This window comes from Arthrobacter sp. B0316-5-4, from assembly GCF_059090325.1.
Map to the genome: position 1 here is coordinate 539509 of NZ_JBNHFN010000002.1, position 18920 is coordinate 558428.

The 18920-nt window shown below is 64.1% G+C and carries 17 protein-coding genes and 1 tRNA gene; 15 read left to right on the forward strand and 3 right to left on the reverse strand.

What is annotated here, in order from left to right; all coding sequences use genetic code 11:
- Both AC5RU9_RS06820 and AC5RU9_RS06825 read left to right on the forward strand, forming a co-directional pair.
- A complete protein-coding gene (locus AC5RU9_RS06820) occupies positions 1 to 1341 on the forward strand; it encodes a 3-oxoacyl-ACP reductase (protein ID WP_494015843.1) in 1341 nt (446 codons plus the stop codon).
- Positions 1338 to 2264, forward strand: coding sequence for a MaoC family dehydratase (locus tag AC5RU9_RS06825; RefSeq protein ID WP_494015844.1), 927 nt, complete (start codon positions 1338 to 1340; stop codon positions 2262 to 2264). The genes AC5RU9_RS06820 and AC5RU9_RS06825 overlap by 4 nt, the downstream gene beginning before the upstream one ends.
- 86 nt (positions 2265 to 2350) lie before the next feature.
- On the opposite strand, the gene AC5RU9_RS06830 is transcribed toward AC5RU9_RS06825, so the two are convergent.
- Positions 2351 to 3322, reverse strand: coding sequence for an alpha/beta hydrolase (locus AC5RU9_RS06830; RefSeq protein ID WP_494015845.1), 972 nt, complete (start codon positions 3320 to 3322; stop codon positions 2351 to 2353).
- A gap of 117 nt (positions 3323 to 3439) precedes the next feature.
- Positions 3440 to 3525 (reverse strand) — tRNA-Leu (locus tag AC5RU9_RS06835).
- 264 nt (positions 3526 to 3789) lie between these two features.
- On the opposite strand from AC5RU9_RS06835, the gene AC5RU9_RS06840 reads away from it, so the two are divergent.
- Positions 3790 to 5094: a M20/M25/M40 family metallo-hydrolase gene (locus AC5RU9_RS06840; RefSeq protein WP_211712679.1), complete on the forward strand. Its 1305-nt coding sequence runs from the start codon at positions 3790 to 3792 to the stop codon at positions 5092 to 5094.
- 27 nt (positions 5095 to 5121) lie between these two features.
- The gene (locus AC5RU9_RS06845; RefSeq protein WP_494015846.1) at positions 5122 to 6282 is read left to right on the forward strand and encodes an acyl-CoA dehydrogenase family protein; all 1161 of its coding nucleotides are present in this window, start codon (positions 5122 to 5124) and stop codon (positions 6280 to 6282) included.
- A gap of 19 nt (positions 6283 to 6301) precedes the next feature.
- On the opposite strand, the gene AC5RU9_RS06850 is transcribed toward AC5RU9_RS06845, so the two are convergent.
- Complete coding sequence (locus AC5RU9_RS06850; RefSeq protein WP_017200923.1) at positions 6302 to 6535, reverse strand: DUF5703 family protein; 234 nt, start codon at positions 6533 to 6535, stop codon at positions 6302 to 6304.
- Positions 6536 to 6574: 39 nt separating this feature from the next.
- Between AC5RU9_RS06850 and AC5RU9_RS06855 the strand changes: the two genes are divergently transcribed.
- The 11 genes from AC5RU9_RS06855 (at position 6575) to AC5RU9_RS06905 (ending at position 18917) form a co-directional block, all read left to right on the forward strand.
- Positions 6575 to 6832 (forward strand): hypothetical protein, encoded by a 258-nt coding sequence (locus AC5RU9_RS06855; protein ID WP_211712681.1) that lies wholly within the window; start codon positions 6575 to 6577, stop codon positions 6830 to 6832.
- A gap of 270 nt (positions 6833 to 7102) precedes the next feature.
- On the forward strand, positions 7103 to 8782 hold the full coding sequence (locus tag AC5RU9_RS06860; RefSeq protein ID WP_494015847.1) for a sugar transferase: 1680 nt from the start codon (positions 7103 to 7105) through the stop codon (positions 8780 to 8782).
- A gap of 57 nt (positions 8783 to 8839) precedes the next feature.
- Positions 8840 to 9949: a Gfo/Idh/MocA family protein gene (locus AC5RU9_RS06865; RefSeq protein ID WP_494015848.1), complete on the forward strand. Its 1110-nt coding sequence runs from the start codon at positions 8840 to 8842 to the stop codon at positions 9947 to 9949.
- Positions 9946 to 10965, forward strand: a complete 1020-nt coding sequence (locus AC5RU9_RS06870) for an NAD-dependent epimerase/dehydratase family protein (RefSeq protein ID WP_494015849.1) — start codon at positions 9946 to 9948, stop codon at positions 10963 to 10965. The genes AC5RU9_RS06865 and AC5RU9_RS06870 overlap by 4 nt, the downstream gene beginning before the upstream one ends.
- Positions 10962 to 12128, forward strand: coding sequence for a DegT/DnrJ/EryC1/StrS family aminotransferase (locus AC5RU9_RS06875; RefSeq protein WP_494015850.1), 1167 nt, complete (start codon positions 10962 to 10964; stop codon positions 12126 to 12128). Before AC5RU9_RS06870 ends, AC5RU9_RS06875 begins: the two co-directional genes overlap by 4 nt.
- Positions 12125 to 12787 carry an acetyltransferase gene (locus AC5RU9_RS06880; RefSeq protein WP_494015851.1) on the forward strand — a complete coding sequence of 221 codons (663 nt, stop codon included), beginning with the start codon at positions 12125 to 12127 and terminating at the stop codon, positions 12785 to 12787. Before AC5RU9_RS06875 ends, AC5RU9_RS06880 begins: the two co-directional genes overlap by 4 nt.
- 5 nt (positions 12788 to 12792) lie before the next feature.
- Positions 12793 to 13857 carry a glycosyltransferase family 2 protein gene (locus tag AC5RU9_RS06885; protein ID WP_494016067.1) on the forward strand — a complete coding sequence of 355 codons (1065 nt, stop codon included), beginning with the start codon at positions 12793 to 12795 and terminating at the stop codon, positions 13855 to 13857.
- Positions 13854 to 15350 (forward strand): oligosaccharide flippase family protein, encoded by a 1497-nt coding sequence (locus AC5RU9_RS06890; RefSeq protein WP_494015852.1) that lies wholly within the window; start codon positions 13854 to 13856, stop codon positions 15348 to 15350. Before AC5RU9_RS06885 ends, AC5RU9_RS06890 begins: the two co-directional genes overlap by 4 nt.
- Entirely contained in the window at positions 15347 to 16618 is a 1272-nt protein-coding gene (locus tag AC5RU9_RS06895) for a glycosyltransferase family protein (protein WP_494015853.1), read from the forward strand. Before AC5RU9_RS06890 ends, AC5RU9_RS06895 begins: the two co-directional genes overlap by 4 nt.
- Positions 16615 to 18075, forward strand: coding sequence for an O-antigen ligase family protein (locus AC5RU9_RS06900; protein ID WP_494015854.1), 1461 nt, complete (start codon positions 16615 to 16617; stop codon positions 18073 to 18075). The genes AC5RU9_RS06895 and AC5RU9_RS06900 overlap by 4 nt, the downstream gene beginning before the upstream one ends.
- Entirely contained in the window at positions 18063 to 18917 is an 855-nt protein-coding gene (locus AC5RU9_RS06905) for a chain-length determining protein (protein WP_494015855.1), read from the forward strand. Before AC5RU9_RS06900 ends, AC5RU9_RS06905 begins: the two co-directional genes overlap by 13 nt.
- Positions 18918 to 18920: the final 3 nt, after the last annotated feature.

Genomic DNA, 18920 nt, shown 5'->3' on the forward strand with positions numbered 1-18920 from the left:
TTGGCAGATAAATACACACAGTTGGTGAGCCAGGGGCTCGGCAAGGACCTCGCGAAAAGGCTCGGCCTGCCACAGCCTGTGGAACTTCGACGGTATCGCCCCGGTGCACCGTTGGTCACCGGCCCTGTCCTGGTCAGTGGGGACAGCGCGGGCGCCCATGACATCGCCACAACCCTGCTGGGCTGGGGCCTGGATGTCCGTCGGAACGCGCTGCCCAAGGAAAAACTCGGTGCGATCATCCTGGTCCTCGATGCAGTGCAGCACCCCGACGATCTGGGAAAGCCCGTACTCACTGCCGGGGCTTCTTTGCGGGACCTGGCCGTCAACGCGAGGGTAGTCACCATCTCGCGGACCGCGGACTCCGCCCAATCTCCGGCAACCGCGGCTGCACGCCAGGGCGTCGATGGCTTGCTGCGCTCACTGGCCAAGGAGCTTCGGGCAGGAGCAACAGCCAACGGCATTCTCCTGGACGACGACCTTGCGACCACCAGTCCCTCGGCACTGGGGGCCCTGCGGTTCTTCCTCTCGGGACGCTCGGCTTACGTTGACGGACAGTTCCTGACGGTCAGCTCCACCAAGGGCCTCATACCGGGCGACCCGGAGAAGCCGCTGGCCGGCAAGGTCGCCGTGGTGACCGGCGCCGCGCAAGGCATCGGAGCGGCCATTGCCCGGACCCTCCACCGTGACGGCGCCACCGTAGTAGCCGTGGACATTCCCGCCGCCGGTGACCACCTGGCGAGGGTCGCCAACGAGGTCCGGGGGACCGCCCTGCAGCTGGACATCAGCCGCGACGACGCCGGCCACCGCATCATCGAGCACGCCGTGGAACGCCACGGACGGCTCGACATCGTTGTGCACAACGCGGGGATCACCCGGGACAGGCTGCTGGCCAACATGGATGAGGGCCGCTGGCGCTCAGTTATCGCAGTCAACATTGCGGCCCAACTCCGGATCAACGAAGCCTTGCTGGCCTCTGAACATTTCAAAGACTCGCCCCGTATTGTCTCGGTCGCCTCCACGAGCGGCATCGCCGGCAACCGCGGACAGACCAACTACGGCGCGTCAAAGGGCGGTGTGATCGGCATGGTGAGGTCCACCGCGGCACACATGGAAGCATTCGGTGGAACCATCAACGCGGTTGCCCCGGGCTTCATTGAAACGGAGATGACAGCCAAGATGCCGTTCGCCATCCGCGAGGCGGCCCGCAGGCTCAATTCCCTGAAGCAAGGCGGCCAACCCCAGGACGTGGCCGAGGCCATAGCGTTCCTGGCCAGCGACGCCGCCGGCGGAATCACCGGCGGGGTGTTGCGGGTCTGTGGCCAACAACTGGTGGGAGCATGAGCACCCTGCAGCCGGTGGTTCTTGGGGAGCTTCCTTCACTGTCCAAGCTGTACGTCAACGCGGCAGCAACGGCAGCGCGGCGCCGCGTTTTGGGGGCCGCGGGTGGGGAAAGGCAATTGCCGGCCGTCAGCCATGAGGTGCGGAACGTCCGTGCCGACGTCGGAAACCTCACCGCCTACCAGCACCTGGTAGGCGAGAGCGCCAGCGATACCCTGCCCGCCGGATACGTTCACGCCCTGGCGTTTCCCGTGTCCATGAGCGTCATGAACCGGGACGATTTTCCCTTGCCCCTCCTGGGGATGATCCACCTGAAGAACAAGGTGGAGCAGAGGGTTCCCATCGAATTCTCCGAGTCCCTGGACATCCTTTGCTGGGCAGAAAACCTGTCCGGGCACAGGGCCGGGACCCAGGTGGACATTGTGGCCGAGGTACGTTCCAATGCGACCGGCGAATTGCTCTGGCGCGGCATCTCGACCTATCTCGCCAAGGGCAGCTTCCTGCCGGGCATCGACAAGCCGGGAACATCCAACGGCGCCGTTGGGAGCGGGGACTTTTCCCCGCCGGACCCTACGGCGCTCTGGCAACTTGGCTTGGACACCGGGCGGAGCTATGCCACGGTCTCCGGCGACTTCAATCCAATCCACCTGAGCGTCCTATCGGCCAAGGCGCTTGGCTTGCGTGGTTCCATAGCCCACGGAATGTACCTGGCCTCCCGCGCGTTGGCGGACGTTGGGGCGGTGAAAGCGGATTCGTTCGCCTGGGACGTCGCCTTCGAGGCTCCGGTGTTCCTTCCGGCGCGGGTCGCGTTGGACATCACCACGGTCCAGTCGGAGTCGGGCGGGTGGCAGCGCTCGGATTACGTGGCGTGGAACCCTCGAAGTGGCCGTCGGCATTTCACGGGCACAGTCTCCGCCCTGGCTTAGGCACGATGCAGACGACGGCGGCGGTCACCTTGGGGTGGCCGCCGCCTTTTTCGTACCCGGGGTCTGTAAAGGGCCTGCAGCCCGGGTCACTGGTTGTGGCTGGTAGCGCCCTCCGGCACGTAGGCGCCCGCCCAGCGAAAAACTTCTTCGAAAAACCGGCTCCGAGCAGGTTCCGCCGACAACGCCAGGTCGTGGATGCCGCCGTCGATCCTTGCCAAGGTCACCAGTCGGCCCAGCCTGGTACTGCGATCAGCGATGTGCCGGACGTCCAGGACGATGTCGGCTGAATTGATGGTCTCCATTGGTGCAGTCGCTGCCGCACTCGCCGTCGACGCGCTCACCAGTACCGGGCAGCGGATATCCAGCCCCTTGGCGAGTTCGGCATGCCCGCGCCGGATGGCGCGAAGCCACCCGGCCAGGACCGGAAACCCTTCGAGCGGCTTCCATGTCAGGTTGAAATCCCAGGCACCCCCCGTGGTTGCGTGCAGGCTCCGGCCGTAGTGCTCACCCAGTACGCCCACCTGGCGCCGCGGCTGGTAGTTCGCAAGACGTTCGACGACGGCGGTACCCACCGTTCGCTGGAAGAAGGGCTTATTAAGGTCGAACCATGGGCTGTTGAGGACCAAAGCGTCCACGATGCCATCGAAGCGACGCCGATGTGCCCACAGGCTGGTCACCAAACCACCCGTCGAGTGGCCAAGGACAACCAGGACGTCGTGCCCGTCCTCCTCCTTGATGATCCGGGCGGCCTCGTCCAGCTCTTCGTCATAGCTTTGCAGTGACTCGATGTAGTTGGGCGTCTGGTGGGGGCGGAGGGAACGTCCGTATTTCCGGAGGTCCAGGGCGTAAAAGTCGTACCCGGCATTGACCCACTCATCGGCGAGGTGACCCTGGAAGAAGTAGTCCACGAAACCGTGGACGTACAGCACCGCCCGGCCGCTGGCCGCCGGCGCCTTACGGGACACCAGGGTAGCCACCACCTCGCCCTCGGCATCAGGCTGGAGGGCCAGGGTCCGTACCGCGTACGCGGCGCCGAGGATGTCTTCAGAGCTGTCCATGGTTTCCTTCGGTGAGCTGGGAAGAAACACTTGTGATCAAGCTCGCATTGTATTTGCGGAAGTGGATTCCGGGCAAAACAAACAAGGCCCGGAATCCAATGATTCCAGGCCTTGTGTTGGTGCGCGGAGGGGGACTTGAACCCCCACCCCCTTTCGAGGACTAGCACCTCAAGCTAGCGCGTCTGCCATTCCGCCACCCGCGCAGGTGGTGTTCAGAGAAGCGGTTCAGCACCTTCCGGTGCTTTACTTTCCTCCGAAGCAGCGAGAAAAACTCTAACACGGTTTGGGGTAACGGAAAAATCGGGGCTGGTCAGGGCGCCTTCCCTGGTCCTCCGGCGACCCGGGGCGCAACGAATTCCTGACTGGGGCCGCTGCTGGTGAGTAGGCTGATGGGACACGGGACGGGCTGCGGAAGCCGCAGTGCGCGTCGCCGGAACCTGCAGCCCAGCCACGCAAGGAGAGTTTCCATGTCTGTCATCCGCCCCGAAGACGAAGTAGTCCGGATCTGCCAGGAGCTCATCCGCATTGACTCCTCGAACTTCGGCGACGACACCGGCCCGGGGGAGCGTGCAGCAGCCGAATACACGGCCGGGCTCATCACCGAAGTGGGCCTCGAGGCTGAAATCTTCGAGTCCGCCCCGGGACGCGCCAATGTGGTGACCCGCCTGGCCGGCGAAGACCCATCGGCCGACGCCCTGGTGGTGCACGGGCACCTGGACGTTGTGCCTGCCCTGAAGGACCAGTGGAGCGTTGATCCTTTCAGCGGGGAACTGAAGGACGGGCTGGTGTGGGGCCGCGGCGCCGTGGACATGAAGGACATGGACGCCATGATCCTGTCGGTCATGCGCGACTTCGCCAGGACCGGCCGCAAACCCAAGCGGGACATCATCTTCGCCTTCTTTGCCGATGAGGAAGCGGGCGGCACGTACGGTGCCCGCTACGCCGTCGAACACCGGCGCGAGCTTTTCGACGGCGCCACGGAGGCCATCTCCGAAGTGGGGGGTTTTTCTGCCACGATCGGTGGTCAGCGTACCTACCTGCTGCAGACCGCTGAAAAGGGCCTCTCCTGGCTGCGGTTGGTGGCCCATGGCCGCGCGGGCCACGGCTCCCAGATCAACACCGATAACGCGGTCACCCGGCTCGCTGCCGCGGTGACCCGGATCGGCGAGTACAAGTGGCCCGTGGAGCTGACCCCCACCACCCGCCAGTTCCTGGACGGCGTGACGGAACTGACCGGCGTCGAATTCGACGCCGACAACCCGGACATCCTCCTGAAGGAGCTCGGTACCGTGGCCCGGTTCGTTGGAGCCACCCTGCAGAACACGTCCAACCCCACACTTCTTCGTTCGGGCTACAAGCACAACGTCATCCCGGAGTCGGCGGAAGCATTCGTTGACTGCCGCACCCTGCCCGGCCAGCAGGAGCTGGTTTTCGAGACCATCAAGGAGCTCGCCGGGGACGGCATTGAGATCAGTTACGTCAATAAAGATGTGTCCCTGGAGGTACCCTTCGCCGGGAACCTGGTGGACTCCATGATCGACGCCCTGCATTCGGAAGATCCCGGGGCAAAGGTCCTCCCGTACACCCTGTCCGGCGGCACCGATAACAAGTCGTTGAGCAAGATCGGCATCACCGGCTACGGATTCGCGCCGCTGATGCTGCCCGATGAGCTCGATTTCACCGGCATGTTCCACGGGGTCGATGAGCGCGTTCCGGCCGAGTCCCTCCAATTCGGGGCCCGCGTCCTGAACAGGCTGCTGAGCAACTACTAGACGCCACCACCAGAAAGAGGCACTTGGATGGTTTCCGAAGAAATCCTGCCCGACGCCCTGCTCGAGCGCCTGCGCGGCCGTGCCGCAGGATATGACCGCGACAACAGCTTCTTCCACGAGGACCTGAAAGAGCTGGCCAACGCGGGGTACCTCAAGCTTTTCGTGCCGGAGGCCGACGGCGGTTTGGGGCTCGGTCTCGAAGCGGTAGCGGCTTTGCAGCAGCGTCTCGCCACGGCCGCCCCCGCTACGGCGCTGGCCGTCAACATGCATCTGGTGTGGACCGGCGTCGCGCGGGTGATGGCGGCCAGGGGCGACGATTCGTTGGACTTCGTCCTGAAGGAGGCCGGTAAGGGGGAGATCTTTGCGTTCGGCATATCGGAGGCAGGCAACGACTCCATGCTTTTCGATTCGGGGACGGTAGCCGAATCCCTGCCCGATGGTGGTTACCGTTTTACGGGGCGGAAAATCTTCACCAGCCTTTCCCGTGGTTGGACGCGCCTGGGGACGTTCGGTAAGGACGCCGCAGCCAGGGACGGGGCCGGGGAGCTGGTGTTCGGCTTCATCCGCCGCGACCAACCCGGGCACGAAACGCTGAGTGACTGGGACACTTTGGGAATGCGGGCCAGCGCCTCGAACACCACCCTGCTGCATGGTGCCGTGGTTCCTCCGGACCGGATCTTCCGCAAACTGCCGGTGGGCCCTAACCAGGACCTGCTGATTTTCGCCATCTTCGCCTGCTTCGAAACGCTTCTCGCAGCCGTCTACACGGGCGTGGCAGAGCGTGCGTTTTTCTTGGGCGTAGAGAACGTCAAACGCCGTGTTTCGGCCAAGAATGGCGGCCGCAGCCTCGCCCAGGACCCGGACATCCGTTGGAAGGTAGCCGATGCCGCTTTGGCCATGGATGGAATCCAACCACAAATTGCGACGGTTGCCCGGGACGTCGACAACCTCGTGGATCATGGCGCGCAATGGTTCCCCAAGCTTGTTGGGATCAAGTCCAGGGCGACGGAGAACGCACGCCACGTCGTGGACCTGGCAATCCGGGTAACGGGCGGTTCGAGCTATTTCAGGGGTTCTGAGATGGAACGGCTATATCGGGATGTGCTGGCGGGCATCTTCCACCCTTCCAATGACGAATCCGCGCACAACACAGTGGCCAACGCATGGCTGGGACCCTTGGAGAAGTAGCCTCCCTGGGCGGTGGCGCCTACACGGTCCGCTGTACGGAATACACTTTTCGCCGCAGCCAGAAACGGCGGCCACCGCCCAGGTACAGGACGCTGCGTTCAAGTTCCCATTTGCCGTACTCCGAATGCTCGGCAAGCCGGCGACGGGCTTCAGGCAGCGAATCGTCAGGTCCCACCGTCAATACGAGGTACTCGTACTGGCGTGCGTAGTCTCGTTGGCGCTCCACGGAGCTGCCCGGAAATTGTTCTCTCATCCCTCTCCATTTTCGTCTTTTTCCGGCTAACGTGAAGTCATGAGCATCGATCCGCGTGTCGCGCTTCAATCACTGACCGCCGCCTTGGAAGAGCACCTGGCCGCCGCATCCGCCCGGCGGGGCGAAGGGGACCCCAACGTCGAGGCCGCGTTCTTCGCGGTTGCCGACGCTTTCGAGGTCTATGAGGACGCACTCTACGAGGCTTTCTCCGAGGTGACTCCGCTCCAGGTCTTCGACGACGAGGATGAGGACGATGACGAGGCACTCGATGAAGACCTGGAAATAGTGGAGGACTAGGACTCTTCCCCTTACACCGGCCACTTTTGGGTGGCCGGTTTTTTGTGCCCATTCTTCCTCGCGCCATTGCTGTTGACGCCCGTGATTCCGGGCTTTTTTGCGCGCTGGCCAGTGGCCGGGACACGTAGTCCTGCCGGTGCCAGCTAGGTACTTGCACGTAGGGGCAATGGGTAACGCTGCGCAAACTTGAGTACCGACTACTGGTGCGCCCCCTGACGGCCGAGGATTCACTGATATGTAGGCAATGGCAGGTCTGCGAAGAAGGCTGATATGGTGAAAGTTCCAGTCTTGCGTCTAGGCAAGGTAGCGGCACCCACGGGTCCGAACCATGCCACCGTGGGATCAGTCTTTCCAACGGAACCTGCCACTGCCGATGTCAATCCGCCGGCGTCTCCCTGGATTGACAAGTCCGTTGCTGCACAACGGACTGAAAAGGCGGGACTGGCGGCGCCGAGGCCGGATGTCACCCTGGACCTTGTGCCGCCAGTCACCCACCGGCGCTCCCGGGTTGCCGCACCACCCAAGGACCGCCTGACATGGACGCACCGGCTGACCACCAGCCTCCGACTGGCTGACACCATGTTGGTTGCGGCGGCCGTCGCCGTCGGGTTCCTGGTGGATACGGCGGGATGGCCGTTCACCGCCGACACCCCGGCGCAGGCAAACCACCTGGTGCTGGGCGGGATACTGGGCTTCGTTTGGCTGGCCGCGCTGGAGGTCTACAGGACCCGGGATCCGAAAGTCCTGGGCGTGGGCCCTGAGGAATACAAGCGGGTCTTCTCAGCGAGCATCCGCGTCTTCGGTTTCCTTGCCATCGTGGCGGTAGTTTTCCGCCTTGAGGCTGTCAGTTCCTTCGTCCTGGTTTCCCTGCCGCTCGGCCTGATATCGCTGACAGGCAGCAGGTGGGGTTTCCGCCGATGGCTGACCCAGGAGAAATCGCGGGGACGCTGCCTCTCGCGCGCACTGGTTGTTGGGGAGCCCCAGGACGTCCGGTACGTGGTCAAGCAAATCAACAGGAAATCCGGGGCCGTTTACGACATTGTGGGGGCCTGCCTTCCCGGCGCAAGGCGGGGAGCGGTCCTGGCAGTAGACCACCAGCGGGTCCCGGTCCTGTCATCCATGTACGGGATCGCACACACCGTCCGGCAGACAGGCGCGAACGCAGTCATCGTGGCCGGCCCCGTTCCCGGTGGCAACCAGTTCATCCAGGAACTCGGGTGGCGGTTGGAGGAAAACGCCGCGGAACTCGTCCTCGCCGCAACCCTGACCAACGTCGCCGGTCCACGCATCCACTGGCGGCCCGTCGAGGGACTTCCACTGATGCACGTCGACATCCCGCATTACTCCGGGGGCAAGCACACGCTCAAGCGCCTCATGGACATCGTCGTCTCAGCTGCCGCGTTGGTCGCCTTGGCGCCGGTGTTGCTGGTCCTGGCCGCCATAGTGCGGGCGGACAGTCCCGGCCCCATCCTTTTCCGGCAAGAGCGGATCGGCAAGCAGGGCACGACGTTCAGGATGCTGAAGTTCCGTTCCATGGTGGTCGACGCCGAATCCCAACTGGAAGCGCTGAACAGCCAGGACGAAGGCGCGGGAGTCCTGTTCAAGATCCGGGGGGATCCACGGATCACACGGTGTGGTCGGTGGATGCGCAAATACTCCCTCGACGAACTGCCGCAATTCTGGAATGTCCTGGTGGGCGATATGAGCCTCGTGGGGCCCCGTCCACCGCTGTCCCGCGAGGTCAGTGCTTACGAACAACACACGCACCGGCGCCTGCTGATCAAACCGGGCATCACCGGCCTGTGGCAAATCAACGGGCGCTCCGACCTTCCCTGGGATGAAGCGGTCCGGCTGGATCTCTACTACGTGGAGAACTGGTCCCTGGCCGGTGACCTGATGATCATGTGGCGAACCTTCCGGGCGATGACCCGGCCATCCGGCGCCTATTAGCGACGAACTGCAGTACCGACCAAGAACCGGGCTATCAGCACAGAAGTTGAGTGGGAAATGAGCATACGAACTATTCCATCAGGACAACTGAACGGCCAAGAGCTGCGGCCAAGGCTCCGCGTCGCGGTGGTGGGAGCAGGCTATTGGGGGCCGAACCTCGCCAGGAACCTCAAAGCGAGCCCCGACTGGGACCTCGTTGCCATCTGTGACCTCGACGTCGAACGCGGACTGAAACTCGCCGGATCGGTGGGCGGGGTGGCCGCCGTCGAGTCCTTGGACGAACTGCTGGACACCTACAACCTGGACGCAATCGCCGTCGCCACACCGGCGCACACCCATCACGGCGTGGTGATGACAGCCCTGCGCGCAGGAAAGCACGTGCTCGTGGAAAAGCCGCTGGCGGACAGCCGTGCCAAGGGACTGGAAATGGTGGAAGAAGCCAACGCCCGCGGACTGGTCCTGATGGCCGACCACACCTACTGCTTCACCCCGGCGGTCCTCAAGATCCAGGAACTGGTCTCCAGCGGAGTGCTGGGCGACATCCTGTACGTCGACTCAGTCCGGATCAACCTGGGACTCGTCCAACCGGACGTCAATGTCTTCTGGGACCTGGCACCCCACGACCTCTCAATCCTCGACTTCGTGCTTCCCGGCGGGCTGCACCCCACGGAAATCTCGGCCCACGGCGCAGATCCCCTCGGCACCGGCCGGGACTGCGTGGGACATCTGACCTTCGGCCTGCCCAACGACGCGATCGTGCACATCCACGTGAACTGGCTCAGTCCCACCAAGATCCGCCAAATGATCATCGGAGGGTCAAAGAGGACCCTCGTGTGGGACGACCTGAACCCGCAGCAGCGGCTCAGTGTCTACGACCGCGGAGTCAGTCTGGACCAGCAACCCCGCTCAGCGGCCGACAAGAAGGCCTCAGCGATCTCCTACCGCTTGGGCGACACGTGGTCCCCGGCGCTGCAGGAACGCGAACCCCTTGGCCAAGTAGTGGCGGAACTGGCCACCTCCATTCGGAACCACACCCGGCCCCGCACCAGCGGCGAATCCGGGCTGCGGGTGCTGTCCGTCCTTGAGGCCGTGACCCAGAGCCTGGGTACCGACGGCCGGGCAACAGTGGTAGCCGGCAACGAGGTAAATCTCCAGGTCGCACGATGAAGAAGCTACTGGGCGCCAACGTGCTGGTCACCGGAGGCGCCGGAACCATCGGATCCACTCTGGTCGACCAACTGCTCGACGCCGGTGCGGCACATGTGGACGTACTGGACAACCTGGTCCGGGGCCGGCGGGCCAACCTGGACGGCGCACTGGCCACCGAACGCGTCCAACTCGTCGAAGGCGACCTGCGGGACAAGGATCTCGTCCACGACCTCACCCGCGGCAAGGACCTGGTCTTCCACCAGGCGGCCATCCGCATCACCCAATGCGCGGAAGAACCCCGGCTCGCCCTCGAAGTGTTGGTCGATGGCACGTTCAACGTGTACGAGGCAGCCGTAGAACACAAAGTGGACAAGCTCATCTCGGCATCCAGCGCCTCTGTGTACGGAATGGCCGAGCAGTTCCCCACCAAGGAAAACCACCACCACCACAACAACGACACCTTCTACGGGGCCGCAAAATCCTTCAACGAAGGGATGGCCAGGAGCTTCCGCGCCATGTCAGGCCTGGACTACGTCATCCTGCGCTACTTCAACGTCTATGGACCCCGCATGGACGTGCACGGGCTCTACACCGAGGTGCTGGTGCGCTGGATGGAACGTATCGTCGATGGCCAGCCGCCCATGATCTTCGGCAGCGGAGAGCAAACAATGGACTTCGTCCACACCGCGGACGTGGCCAGGGCCAACATCCTGGCAGCCGTCAGCGACGTGCGCGAAGGCGCCTACAACGTGGCCAGCGGCACCGAAACCAGCCTGGCTGAACTGGCTCAAACCCTGCTGACCGTCATGGAATCCTCACTGCACCTTGAACACGGCCCGGAACGCGCAGTGAACGGGGTTGCCCGGCGCCTGGCAGACGTCACCGCGGCGCGGGAAGACCTCGGCTTCGAAGCAGCGGTCGGCCTGGAAGACGGGCTGCGGTCGCTGGTCTCCTGGTGGCGTCCCCTCCGCGCCGAGATTGCAGCAGCCCGGCTGGTGGACCGCCCCGGGGCTCCGGCAGTTGGTGCGCGATGACCATCTCCGAGACACGCTTGGGCCGCATCGACGTCATGAAACCCTGGCTGGGCGAAGAGGAAGCCCAAGCCGTGGCCGAAGTGATCGCTTCGGGTTGGGTCGCCCAAGGCCCCAAGGTCCACCAGTTCGAAGAGGCGTTCGCGGTGGAACAGGAATCCCCTCATGCGGTGGCTACCTCCAACTGCACCTCGGCCCTTCACCTGGCGCTCGCCGTTGCCGGGGTCGGCCCGGGAGACGACGTGGTGGTCCCTTCCTTCTCCTTCATTGCCACCGCCAATGCACCCACCTACCTGGGGGCGCGTCCCGTGTTCGCCGACGTCGATATCCTGACGGGCTGCCTGACCGCGGAGACGGTCGAGAAGGCCCTCACACCGGCCACCAAGGCCGTTATCGCGGTGGACCAGGGCGGGGTTCCGGTTGACTTGGACCCCATCAGGTCCCTCTGCGATGGCCGAGGCATCATCGTGGTCGAAGACGCGGCCTGCGCCATCGGCTCCCGCTACCGCAGCCGTCCGGTCGGTGCCGGGGCCGAGGTGGCCGCGTGGTCCTTCCATCCCCGCAAGATCCTCACCACCGGTGAAGGCGGAATGCTCTCCACCCCGCGCCAGGACTTCGCGGACCGGGCACGGCGCCTCCGGGAACACGCCATGAGTGTTTCAGCCACGGACCGGCACGCCAGCATCCTCGCCCCCGCGGAAGAGTACCTCGAGGTCGGCTTCAATTACCGCATGACAGACCTTCAGGCCGCCGTCGGGCTCGTCCAACTGGGGCGCCTCCACGAGGCTGTCCAACGGCGCCGTGAACTGGCCGCCACCTACGCGAACGCGTTTGCCGGCGTCGAAGGCCTCCGGCTGGTCAGCGACCCCGGATACGGCACCAGCAACTTCCAATCCTGCTGGCTCGAAGTCGGTCCTGCATTTCCGTTGGGGAGGGACGCCCTCATGACCCGCCTCGCCGAAGATGGCATCTCCGCACGGCGCGGCATCATGGCAGCCCACCGCCAACCCGCCTATGCCGGAAAGGACACAGGCCACGCAGCGCTGCCGGCCACGGAATGGTTGACCGACCACACCCTGATCCTTCCGGTGTACCACCAGCTGGCCCTCCACGACCAAGTCCGCGTGATCGATTCCGTACTCCGCGCGGCAGGACAGGGACGATGAGCGAACTTCTCCTCATCGCCGCCAGCGGACTCGCCCGCGAGGTCCTGGCGATGGTCAGGAGCAGTGGCCCATTCGACGTCATCGGCATCCTCGACGACGACGAGGACAAGCTCGGGCGCGTGGTCGATGGCGCCCACGTGCTCGGTCCCATCAAGGACGCCCTGCTCTTCCCTCACGCGCTGTTGCTGGTCTGCATCGGGTCCGGGGCCGGCCGCGAGAGCGTAGTCATGCGGTTGCGGTCCCTCGGGCTCGCCGAAAACCGCTACGCCACCGCCGTCGATCCCACGGTCAATGTCCCGGAAGGGTGCGTGATCGGCACAGGCAGCATCATCCTGGCGCACGTCAGCATGACGGCCTCCGTCACCGTCGGCAACCATGTGGTGGCCATGCCCGGAGTCACGTTCACCCACGACGACATCATCGGCGATTTCGCAACCTTCGCTTCCGGGGTTTCGCTGGGCGGGAACGTCAGCATCGGCCGGGCCGCCTACATAGGGATGAACGCCAGCGTCCGCGAGCGCCGGACCATCGGCGCGAAAGCCACCATCGGCATGGGCGCGGCGGTCCTCAACGACGTACCCGATGACGAGACATGGGCCGGCGTCCCGGCCCGGGTGATCAGGCGCGGGAACTCCCCGGCGCTGGAGGGGGCCCAGTGAAGGTGATGCGTCCGGTCCCGACGGCGGCACCGCCCACTGTGAGCGTGGTGGTTCCCTGTTACAACTACGGCCACTACTTGCCCCAAGCTGTGAAGAGCGCACTTTCCCAGGAGGGCGTGGACGTTGAGGTCATTGTGGTGGACGACGCGTCAACGGATGGCAGTGCAGCCGTTGCCTGGCGGCTGGCTTCTTTGGATCCACGCATCAGCGTGGTCCATCACGTCGCCAACCAAGGGCACATCGCCACCTACAACGACGGACTGGCACGGGCCAGTGGCCGCTACGTGACCCTGCTGTCGGCAGATGACCTGATCGCGCCCGGCGCCCTGGCCCGGGCTGCGGCACTGATGGAGGCCAACCCTCGGGTGGGGATGGTGTACGGCCTGCCGAAGGACTTTACCGATCAGCCTCCTTCCGTTGCCCCGCATGAACGCACCACCTGGACTGTGTGGGGCGGCAGGAGTTGGATCGCGCTGGCCTGCGCCCGCGGAAGGAATTTCATCCTGTCACCCGAGGTGGTGATGAGGACGGAAGCTGTCCTCAGCATTGGGGCCTACAGCTCCACCCTGCCGCACTCGGGGGACCTGGAGTACTGGCTACGGGCGGCCGCTTCCTGGGACGTGGGACGGATCAATGGACCCGTCCAAGCTTTCTACCGTGTACACGGCGCGAACATGCACCAAACACAGTTTGCTGCCGCTGCGGTGGATCTTCAGCACCGGCTCGATGCCTTCCGGGTACTGGAGGACCCCCGGTTTCCGTGCCCTACGCATAAGCGGTTCAGGCAGCTGCAGCGGGCCAAGCGGGCCCTGAGCAAGGAAGCTGCGCAGCTCGGTTCGAAGGAGACCGCCCGGGGTGGGTCGGTGGAAGCGGCCATTGAGCTGCGGAAGTTCATTGAGCGCCTCCAGGATGTTCCGGGCAACGTGCACCGCGCCAACACCTTGCAAGCCCGCATTGCCCGCCTCTCGCGCGGCAAGGGACCAGGCACAGGACGGGTGGCAGCACAGTTCGTCCATACCCAGCTGGACAGGGTCCGTTGGCGGTTATGGGCCATGACGGGCATCTCATGACCACCGTCAGCGGAGAGGACCGCTCCCTGGGTAACCGGGCCGCGAGCGCGACGCTCTGGGGCGGGGTCAATATGGCCCTCGGCAGGGTAGTCCAGTTCGCCACCACCATGATCGTGGCCCGGCTGCTCGCACCGGAACATTTTGGGGCGCTCGCAGTAGCGATCGTGGTTCAAACGATCGCCACGAACATGGCCGAATTGGGCGCGACGGCGGCACTGGCCCGGGGCAACGGGGACCCGGACAAGATCGCTCCGACCGTTTTCTCCATCGCCCTTGTCACCAGCGGGATCATGACCGCAGCTGCGGTCGCACTTGCCCCGGCTTTGGCAGCGGCCTTTGACGACCCCGCAGCAACACCGGTCATCCAGGTACTCTCCATCACCATCCTCCTGCAGGGCCTGGGCGCCGTACCTTCCACCATGGTGTGGCGGGAGTTCCTGCAGAAGCCGCGCGTCGTCGTCGACGTTTGCAGCCTGGTGACGGTGCTGGTTCTGGTGGTTCCGATGGCCCTGGACGGCTGGGGTGCCATGGCGCTCGCGTGGTCCAGGGTGGGCGGGCAACTGGTAGCGATGGCCGGGTACTGGATCATTACTCCGAAAAGGTACGCACCGGGTTTCGACCGCCAGGTGGCTGCCGGGATTTTGGCGTTGGGCATGCCGCTCGCCATGGCCAACCTCGTGGTGTTTGTTACCTTGAATGTTGACTACCTGCTGGTTGGACGGATGCTGGATCCGACGGCCCTGGGCCTGTACCTGCTTGCGTTCAACCTGGCCGGCTTGCCAAGTTCCGTCATCACGGCCGTCATCCGGGCTACAGCGGTTCCTACGTTCGGCAGGCTATTCACTGAAGGCACCCTGGGGCCGCTGGCAGCCAGGTTTGTGGCCGGAGTTTCCTACTGCGCCTTCCCGATCTCGGCCATGGTCATCGCGTTGGCGCATCCGCTGATCGTGACCGCCTACGGCGGGCCGTGGGCTCCGGCCAGTATCGCCCTGGCGACGCTGGGAGTCTTCGGTGCCACCAGGATCCTGGTGGAACTCTTCGCCGACCTGAGCGTAGGAGCGGGCCGGACGGGCTGGCTTTTCTGGGTCCAGGTTGCCTGGCTCCTCACCCTCACGCCTGCGCTCTTCCTCGGCATCACCTGGTGGGGGATAGCGGGTGCCGGGGTCGCCCACGCAACGGTGGCCTGCCTCGTGGTCATTCCGCTCTACGTAAAGTCCCTGACTTCGGTCCTGCAGACCTCCGCCTGGCACCTCCTCCGCGGCAGCATTGTTCCCTTCCTGGGTGCGACGGTGGCGGGCATCGCTGCGTGGCTGGCCACCCGGGGGATCGATAGCCCGGCAGCGGCCCTCGCCGTCGGCACCGTGCTGGGTACTGCGGTGTATGCCCTCCTGACCTTCCGCCGTGGCAAACAACTGGTCGCGGACGTTCGAGCATTGCTCAAGCCCAAGGCCGCCGCCCGCGCCACCAGTCCGGGAAGGGCGGCACGGCCATGAAATCGTCCCTTCCGGCAACAACTCGCCTGGTAGCCGGCCGCCTCCGCCGGGATGGATGGCGGCCACTGGCCAGGACAGTCGCCGCCAAGGCAGTAACCAACGCCATGAACAGGTGGAACCTCGCCGAGAGCGGCCTTCCCTTGCGGGAAGAGGACATCATGGATTCCCGTTCCAGCGTCCGGGAATCCCCCTCGCCAACGACCAATGGTGCCCTCAAAGTCGGCTGGATTTGCACACCACCGGCGCCGGGTTCAGGGGGACACACCACCTTCTTCCGAATGGTCGAAGAAATGGAACAACGCGGCCACCACTGCACCCTGTTCCTCTACGACGCCAACGATGACGAGGTGGGCCGTCACGAACAGACCATCCATAGCCACTGGCCGGCGCTGCGTGCCGGGGTTCGCAGCGCCACAAAAGGGATGGAAGGGGTGGACGTCATTGTGGCCAGCTCCTGGCCCACGGCACATGTTGCTGCGGGCAGGGCCCCGGCCGGCGTCCACCTCTTCTATTTCATCCAGGACTACGAGCCCTACTTCTACCCCCGCGGGTTCCTCTACGCGCTGGCAGAAGAGAGCTACAGGCTGGGACTGACCACCATTGCACTGGGGCCCATCATCGCCGAGGTGATGCGAAGCGAACTTGGCCAACCCGCGCAGGCGGTCATCCCGTTCGGCAGTGACACCGCAACGTACCGGTTGCTCAATCCAGCCCCAACCCCCACCCGCACGGGCGTTGTGTACTACGCCAAGAAGAAGGTGGACAGGCGCGGCTACCTCCTGGCCAAACTCGCGCTGGAGCGATTCCACACCCTCCTGCCCGAGCAGGAAATCCACATCTACGGGGACACTGTCACGGGCTGGAAGATACCCGTAACCAACCACGGCAACCTCAGCCCCACCGCGTTGAATGTCCTGTACAACCAAACGATCGCCGGCCTGGCAATTTCCTTTACCAACATCTCCCTGGTTCCCGGCGAACTGCTGGCCGCAGGAAACGTTCCGGTGCTCAACGAAGCAGCCTTCGCTTCGGGGCTCCTGACCGACCCCGACGCCGTATGGGCTGCCGCAACACCCGCAGCACTGGCCACGGCGCTCGCAGCGGTGGTCAGTGCTCCCGGCGCGGAGGCACGTGCGGCAGGTATCTCCGGGAGGAAGCGGCTGGACTGGGCCGACTCCCGCCGCGCGTTTGCACAGGTCATCGAGTCATCGTGCGCGGGCCAACCTTTTGACGTCCCGGGCAGTTCACTGCGGGGAGCCAGGCCATGAGATCCCTTCGGAAGACACTGATCTTCCCGCCCCCACGGGAGGTGCAACTTCATGACTTGTCGGGGCTCACTGGCAACGGTGGACACGTGGGGCTGTTGCTGAAATTTGCGGCTTTCAGCATCTTTTTCTTCCCGTCCAACATGGTCATCAAGCCCATCGGTGCTGCCGGCACGGTGCCGATCATGCTGGCTGTGCTGCTACTGGCGGTCTGGCTGTCTTCGGCCCTTTTTGGTTTACACAATCCACTTAAGTCCAGTAATCCCGGACGCCTGGGCCTCGGACTGCTGTGGGTAGGTTCATGCGCCTCCTACGTAGCGCTGTTTTCGGGCTTTACCGGCAACACCAACGTCTCGGCCCAGGCGGCAGCTGACCGCTGGCTGATCCTGATCCTTGCCTGCGGCGGAATAGCTCTGGTCACGGCTGAAGCAGTACGCACACTGGACAACGCCATGTCACTGGTCCGTGCCATCCTCGCCGGCGCCTTCTTCTGCTGCATCGTTGCACTGATCCAATTCCTCTTCCGCGTCAACCCCATGGTGTGGATACAGGAGGCCATGGTGGGGTTCACGGACAACGGCGGCAACACAGCCTTCCAAGTCCGCGGATTCATGACACGCGTTGCCGGCAGCACCTTCCACTCCATCGAGCTGGCTGTTGTGTGCGCCATGCTGCTGCCGTTATCGATCTGGCGCGGGCTCTACGACCGCACGGGCCACAAATGGTTCCATTGGACAGGTACAGGGCTGCTCGTGGTCGCCATCGCCTCCACAGTGTCACGTTCCGGGGTTCTCGGATTGTTCATGGGGCTTGCAGTCTTCATCCCTTTCATGCCCCGCGTGGCGCGCCGATGGGCGGTGATAGCTGCCCCCGCAGCGATGGCGGCGCTGTTTGTCGCGATCCCCGGGCTCGTAGGGACTTTGACGTCTTCGTTCACCGCCGGAAACAGCGACCCGTCCCTGACAACGCGTACCAACAACTACCCCCGCGTCGCGGAAATGTTCGGCGAGCTCCCATACCTGGGGCTTGGCCCCGGGAACTATATGCCGGACAACGCCCTCTACATCCTGGACAACCAATACCTCAACTCCTTGGTCACCTTGGGCCTGGTGGGCTTCATCGGCATGGTGGCTTACCTGACCCTGCCCGCCATTTCATCGTTCATCGCAGCGCGCGCATCCCGGATCCCTGCTCTCCGGTGCCTGGCAGGAGCAATCGCAGCGGGCGGCGCGGTGGCGGCAGGCTGCTCACTGACTTTCGATTCCATGGCTTTTCCCGTTTTCGCACTCACCTACCCCCTCATCGTCGGCCTCGGAGGAGGTACCTGGATCATGATTCGCCGTGAAATCGGGCTACGCGAAAGCAAAGCCCCGGATCAACACACCATCGGGCCGCCCGTGAAGGGACTTCCCAGCCAACCTTCAACACCGAATGCAGAGGCGAACACATGGACCCCGTAGTAGTCATCAGAACGTTATGGCACCACAAACTCATAGTGCTGCCTGTCCTCCTCGCCACGGCGTTGGCAGCACTCTACGTCTACTCATTTGCCCCACGGTCTTACGAGGCCAAGGCAACGTACGCGATCGTCAACCCCAAGATCCCCACCGCTGCCGAACTGGAAAAGAACCCGGAACTGAACACGCTGAACTCGGACAACCCCTACCTGCGATCGGCGGACTCGTCCCTCATCGCCCAGGTGGTCGGAACCCGCTTGAGTGATGACGCCACCGGGGATGCCCTGCTCCGGGACGGGCTGAGCACCGACTTCACCGTTCAACGTCCACCGGCATCCTTCTTGATCGAAATTTCAGCTTCCTCTGACAGCAAGGAAAAAGCCGTAGCCACCGTCAAGGCGCTGGGAACGCGCCTGGAGACCGATCTTTTGGCTATCCAGACTGTCAACGGAGCCAATGAAAGGTACCTGTACACATCGCTGATGATTGCCGCACCGGACAACGCCACTGAACAGTTCTCCAGCCGGCTTAGGTCACTCATCATCGTCCTGGTTGCCGGTGTGGTCCTCACCTTCGGGGCAGTGTCCATAGCCCGGGGCCTGGAATCCTCGCGGTCGCGGATCCGTTCTGCGTCGCCTGAAGGGGATCGGCAGAAGAAAGCACGACGGCGGCACCAAAAGGACCAGCAGGACCCGCCGGTGGGCGGAAACCTGGACGAACTGACCATCCAGGACGTCCTGATTCCAGCCGAAGCCGATCAGTTCTTCGCCGCCAACGCGCCCTTGACCCCGTCACTGAAGTCCAGCAGCAACGGTAAAACGCCCGTCAAGGAAACGTCCGCCTGAAAG

Coding starts and splice junctions, on each gene's coding strand:
- AC5RU9_RS06905 (WP_494015855.1), top strand. CDS start 18,063: ATGGACCCCGTAGTAGTCATCAGAACGTTATGGCACCACAAACTCATA.
- AC5RU9_RS06895 (WP_494015853.1), top strand. CDS start 15,347: ATGAAATCGTCCCTTCCGGCAACAACTCGCCTGGTAGCCGGCCGCCTC.
- AC5RU9_RS06825 (WP_494015844.1), top strand. CDS start 1,338: ATGAGCACCCTGCAGCCGGTGGTTCTTGGGGAGCTTCCTTCACTGTCC.
- AC5RU9_RS06865 (WP_494015848.1), top strand. CDS start 8,840: ATGAGCATACGAACTATTCCATCAGGACAACTGAACGGCCAAGAGCTG.
- AC5RU9_RS06900 (WP_494015854.1), top strand. CDS start 16,615: ATGAGATCCCTTCGGAAGACACTGATCTTCCCGCCCCCACGGGAGGTG.
- AC5RU9_RS06860 (WP_494015847.1), top strand. CDS start 7,103: ATGGTGAAAGTTCCAGTCTTGCGTCTAGGCAAGGTAGCGGCACCCACG.
- AC5RU9_RS06840 (WP_211712679.1), top strand. CDS start 3,790: ATGTCTGTCATCCGCCCCGAAGACGAAGTAGTCCGGATCTGCCAGGAG.
- AC5RU9_RS06880 (WP_494015851.1), top strand. CDS start 12,125: ATGAGCGAACTTCTCCTCATCGCCGCCAGCGGACTCGCCCGCGAGGTC.
- AC5RU9_RS06855 (WP_211712681.1), top strand. CDS start 6,575: ATGAGCATCGATCCGCGTGTCGCGCTTCAATCACTGACCGCCGCCTTG.
- AC5RU9_RS06875 (WP_494015850.1), top strand. CDS start 10,962: ATGACCATCTCCGAGACACGCTTGGGCCGCATCGACGTCATGAAACCC.
- AC5RU9_RS06870 (WP_494015849.1), top strand. CDS start 9,946: ATGAAGAAGCTACTGGGCGCCAACGTGCTGGTCACCGGAGGCGCCGGA.
- AC5RU9_RS06830 (WP_494015845.1), bottom strand. CDS start 3,322: ATGGACAGCTCTGAAGACATCCTCGGCGCCGCGTACGCGGTACGGACC.
- AC5RU9_RS06890 (WP_494015852.1), top strand. CDS start 13,854: ATGACCACCGTCAGCGGAGAGGACCGCTCCCTGGGTAACCGGGCCGCG.
- AC5RU9_RS06845 (WP_494015846.1), top strand. CDS start 5,122: ATGGTTTCCGAAGAAATCCTGCCCGACGCCCTGCTCGAGCGCCTGCGC.
- AC5RU9_RS06850 (WP_017200923.1), bottom strand. CDS start 6,535: ATGAGAGAACAATTTCCGGGCAGCTCCGTGGAGCGCCAACGAGACTAC.
- AC5RU9_RS06885 (WP_494016067.1), top strand. CDS start 12,793: ATGCGTCCGGTCCCGACGGCGGCACCGCCCACTGTGAGCGTGGTGGTT.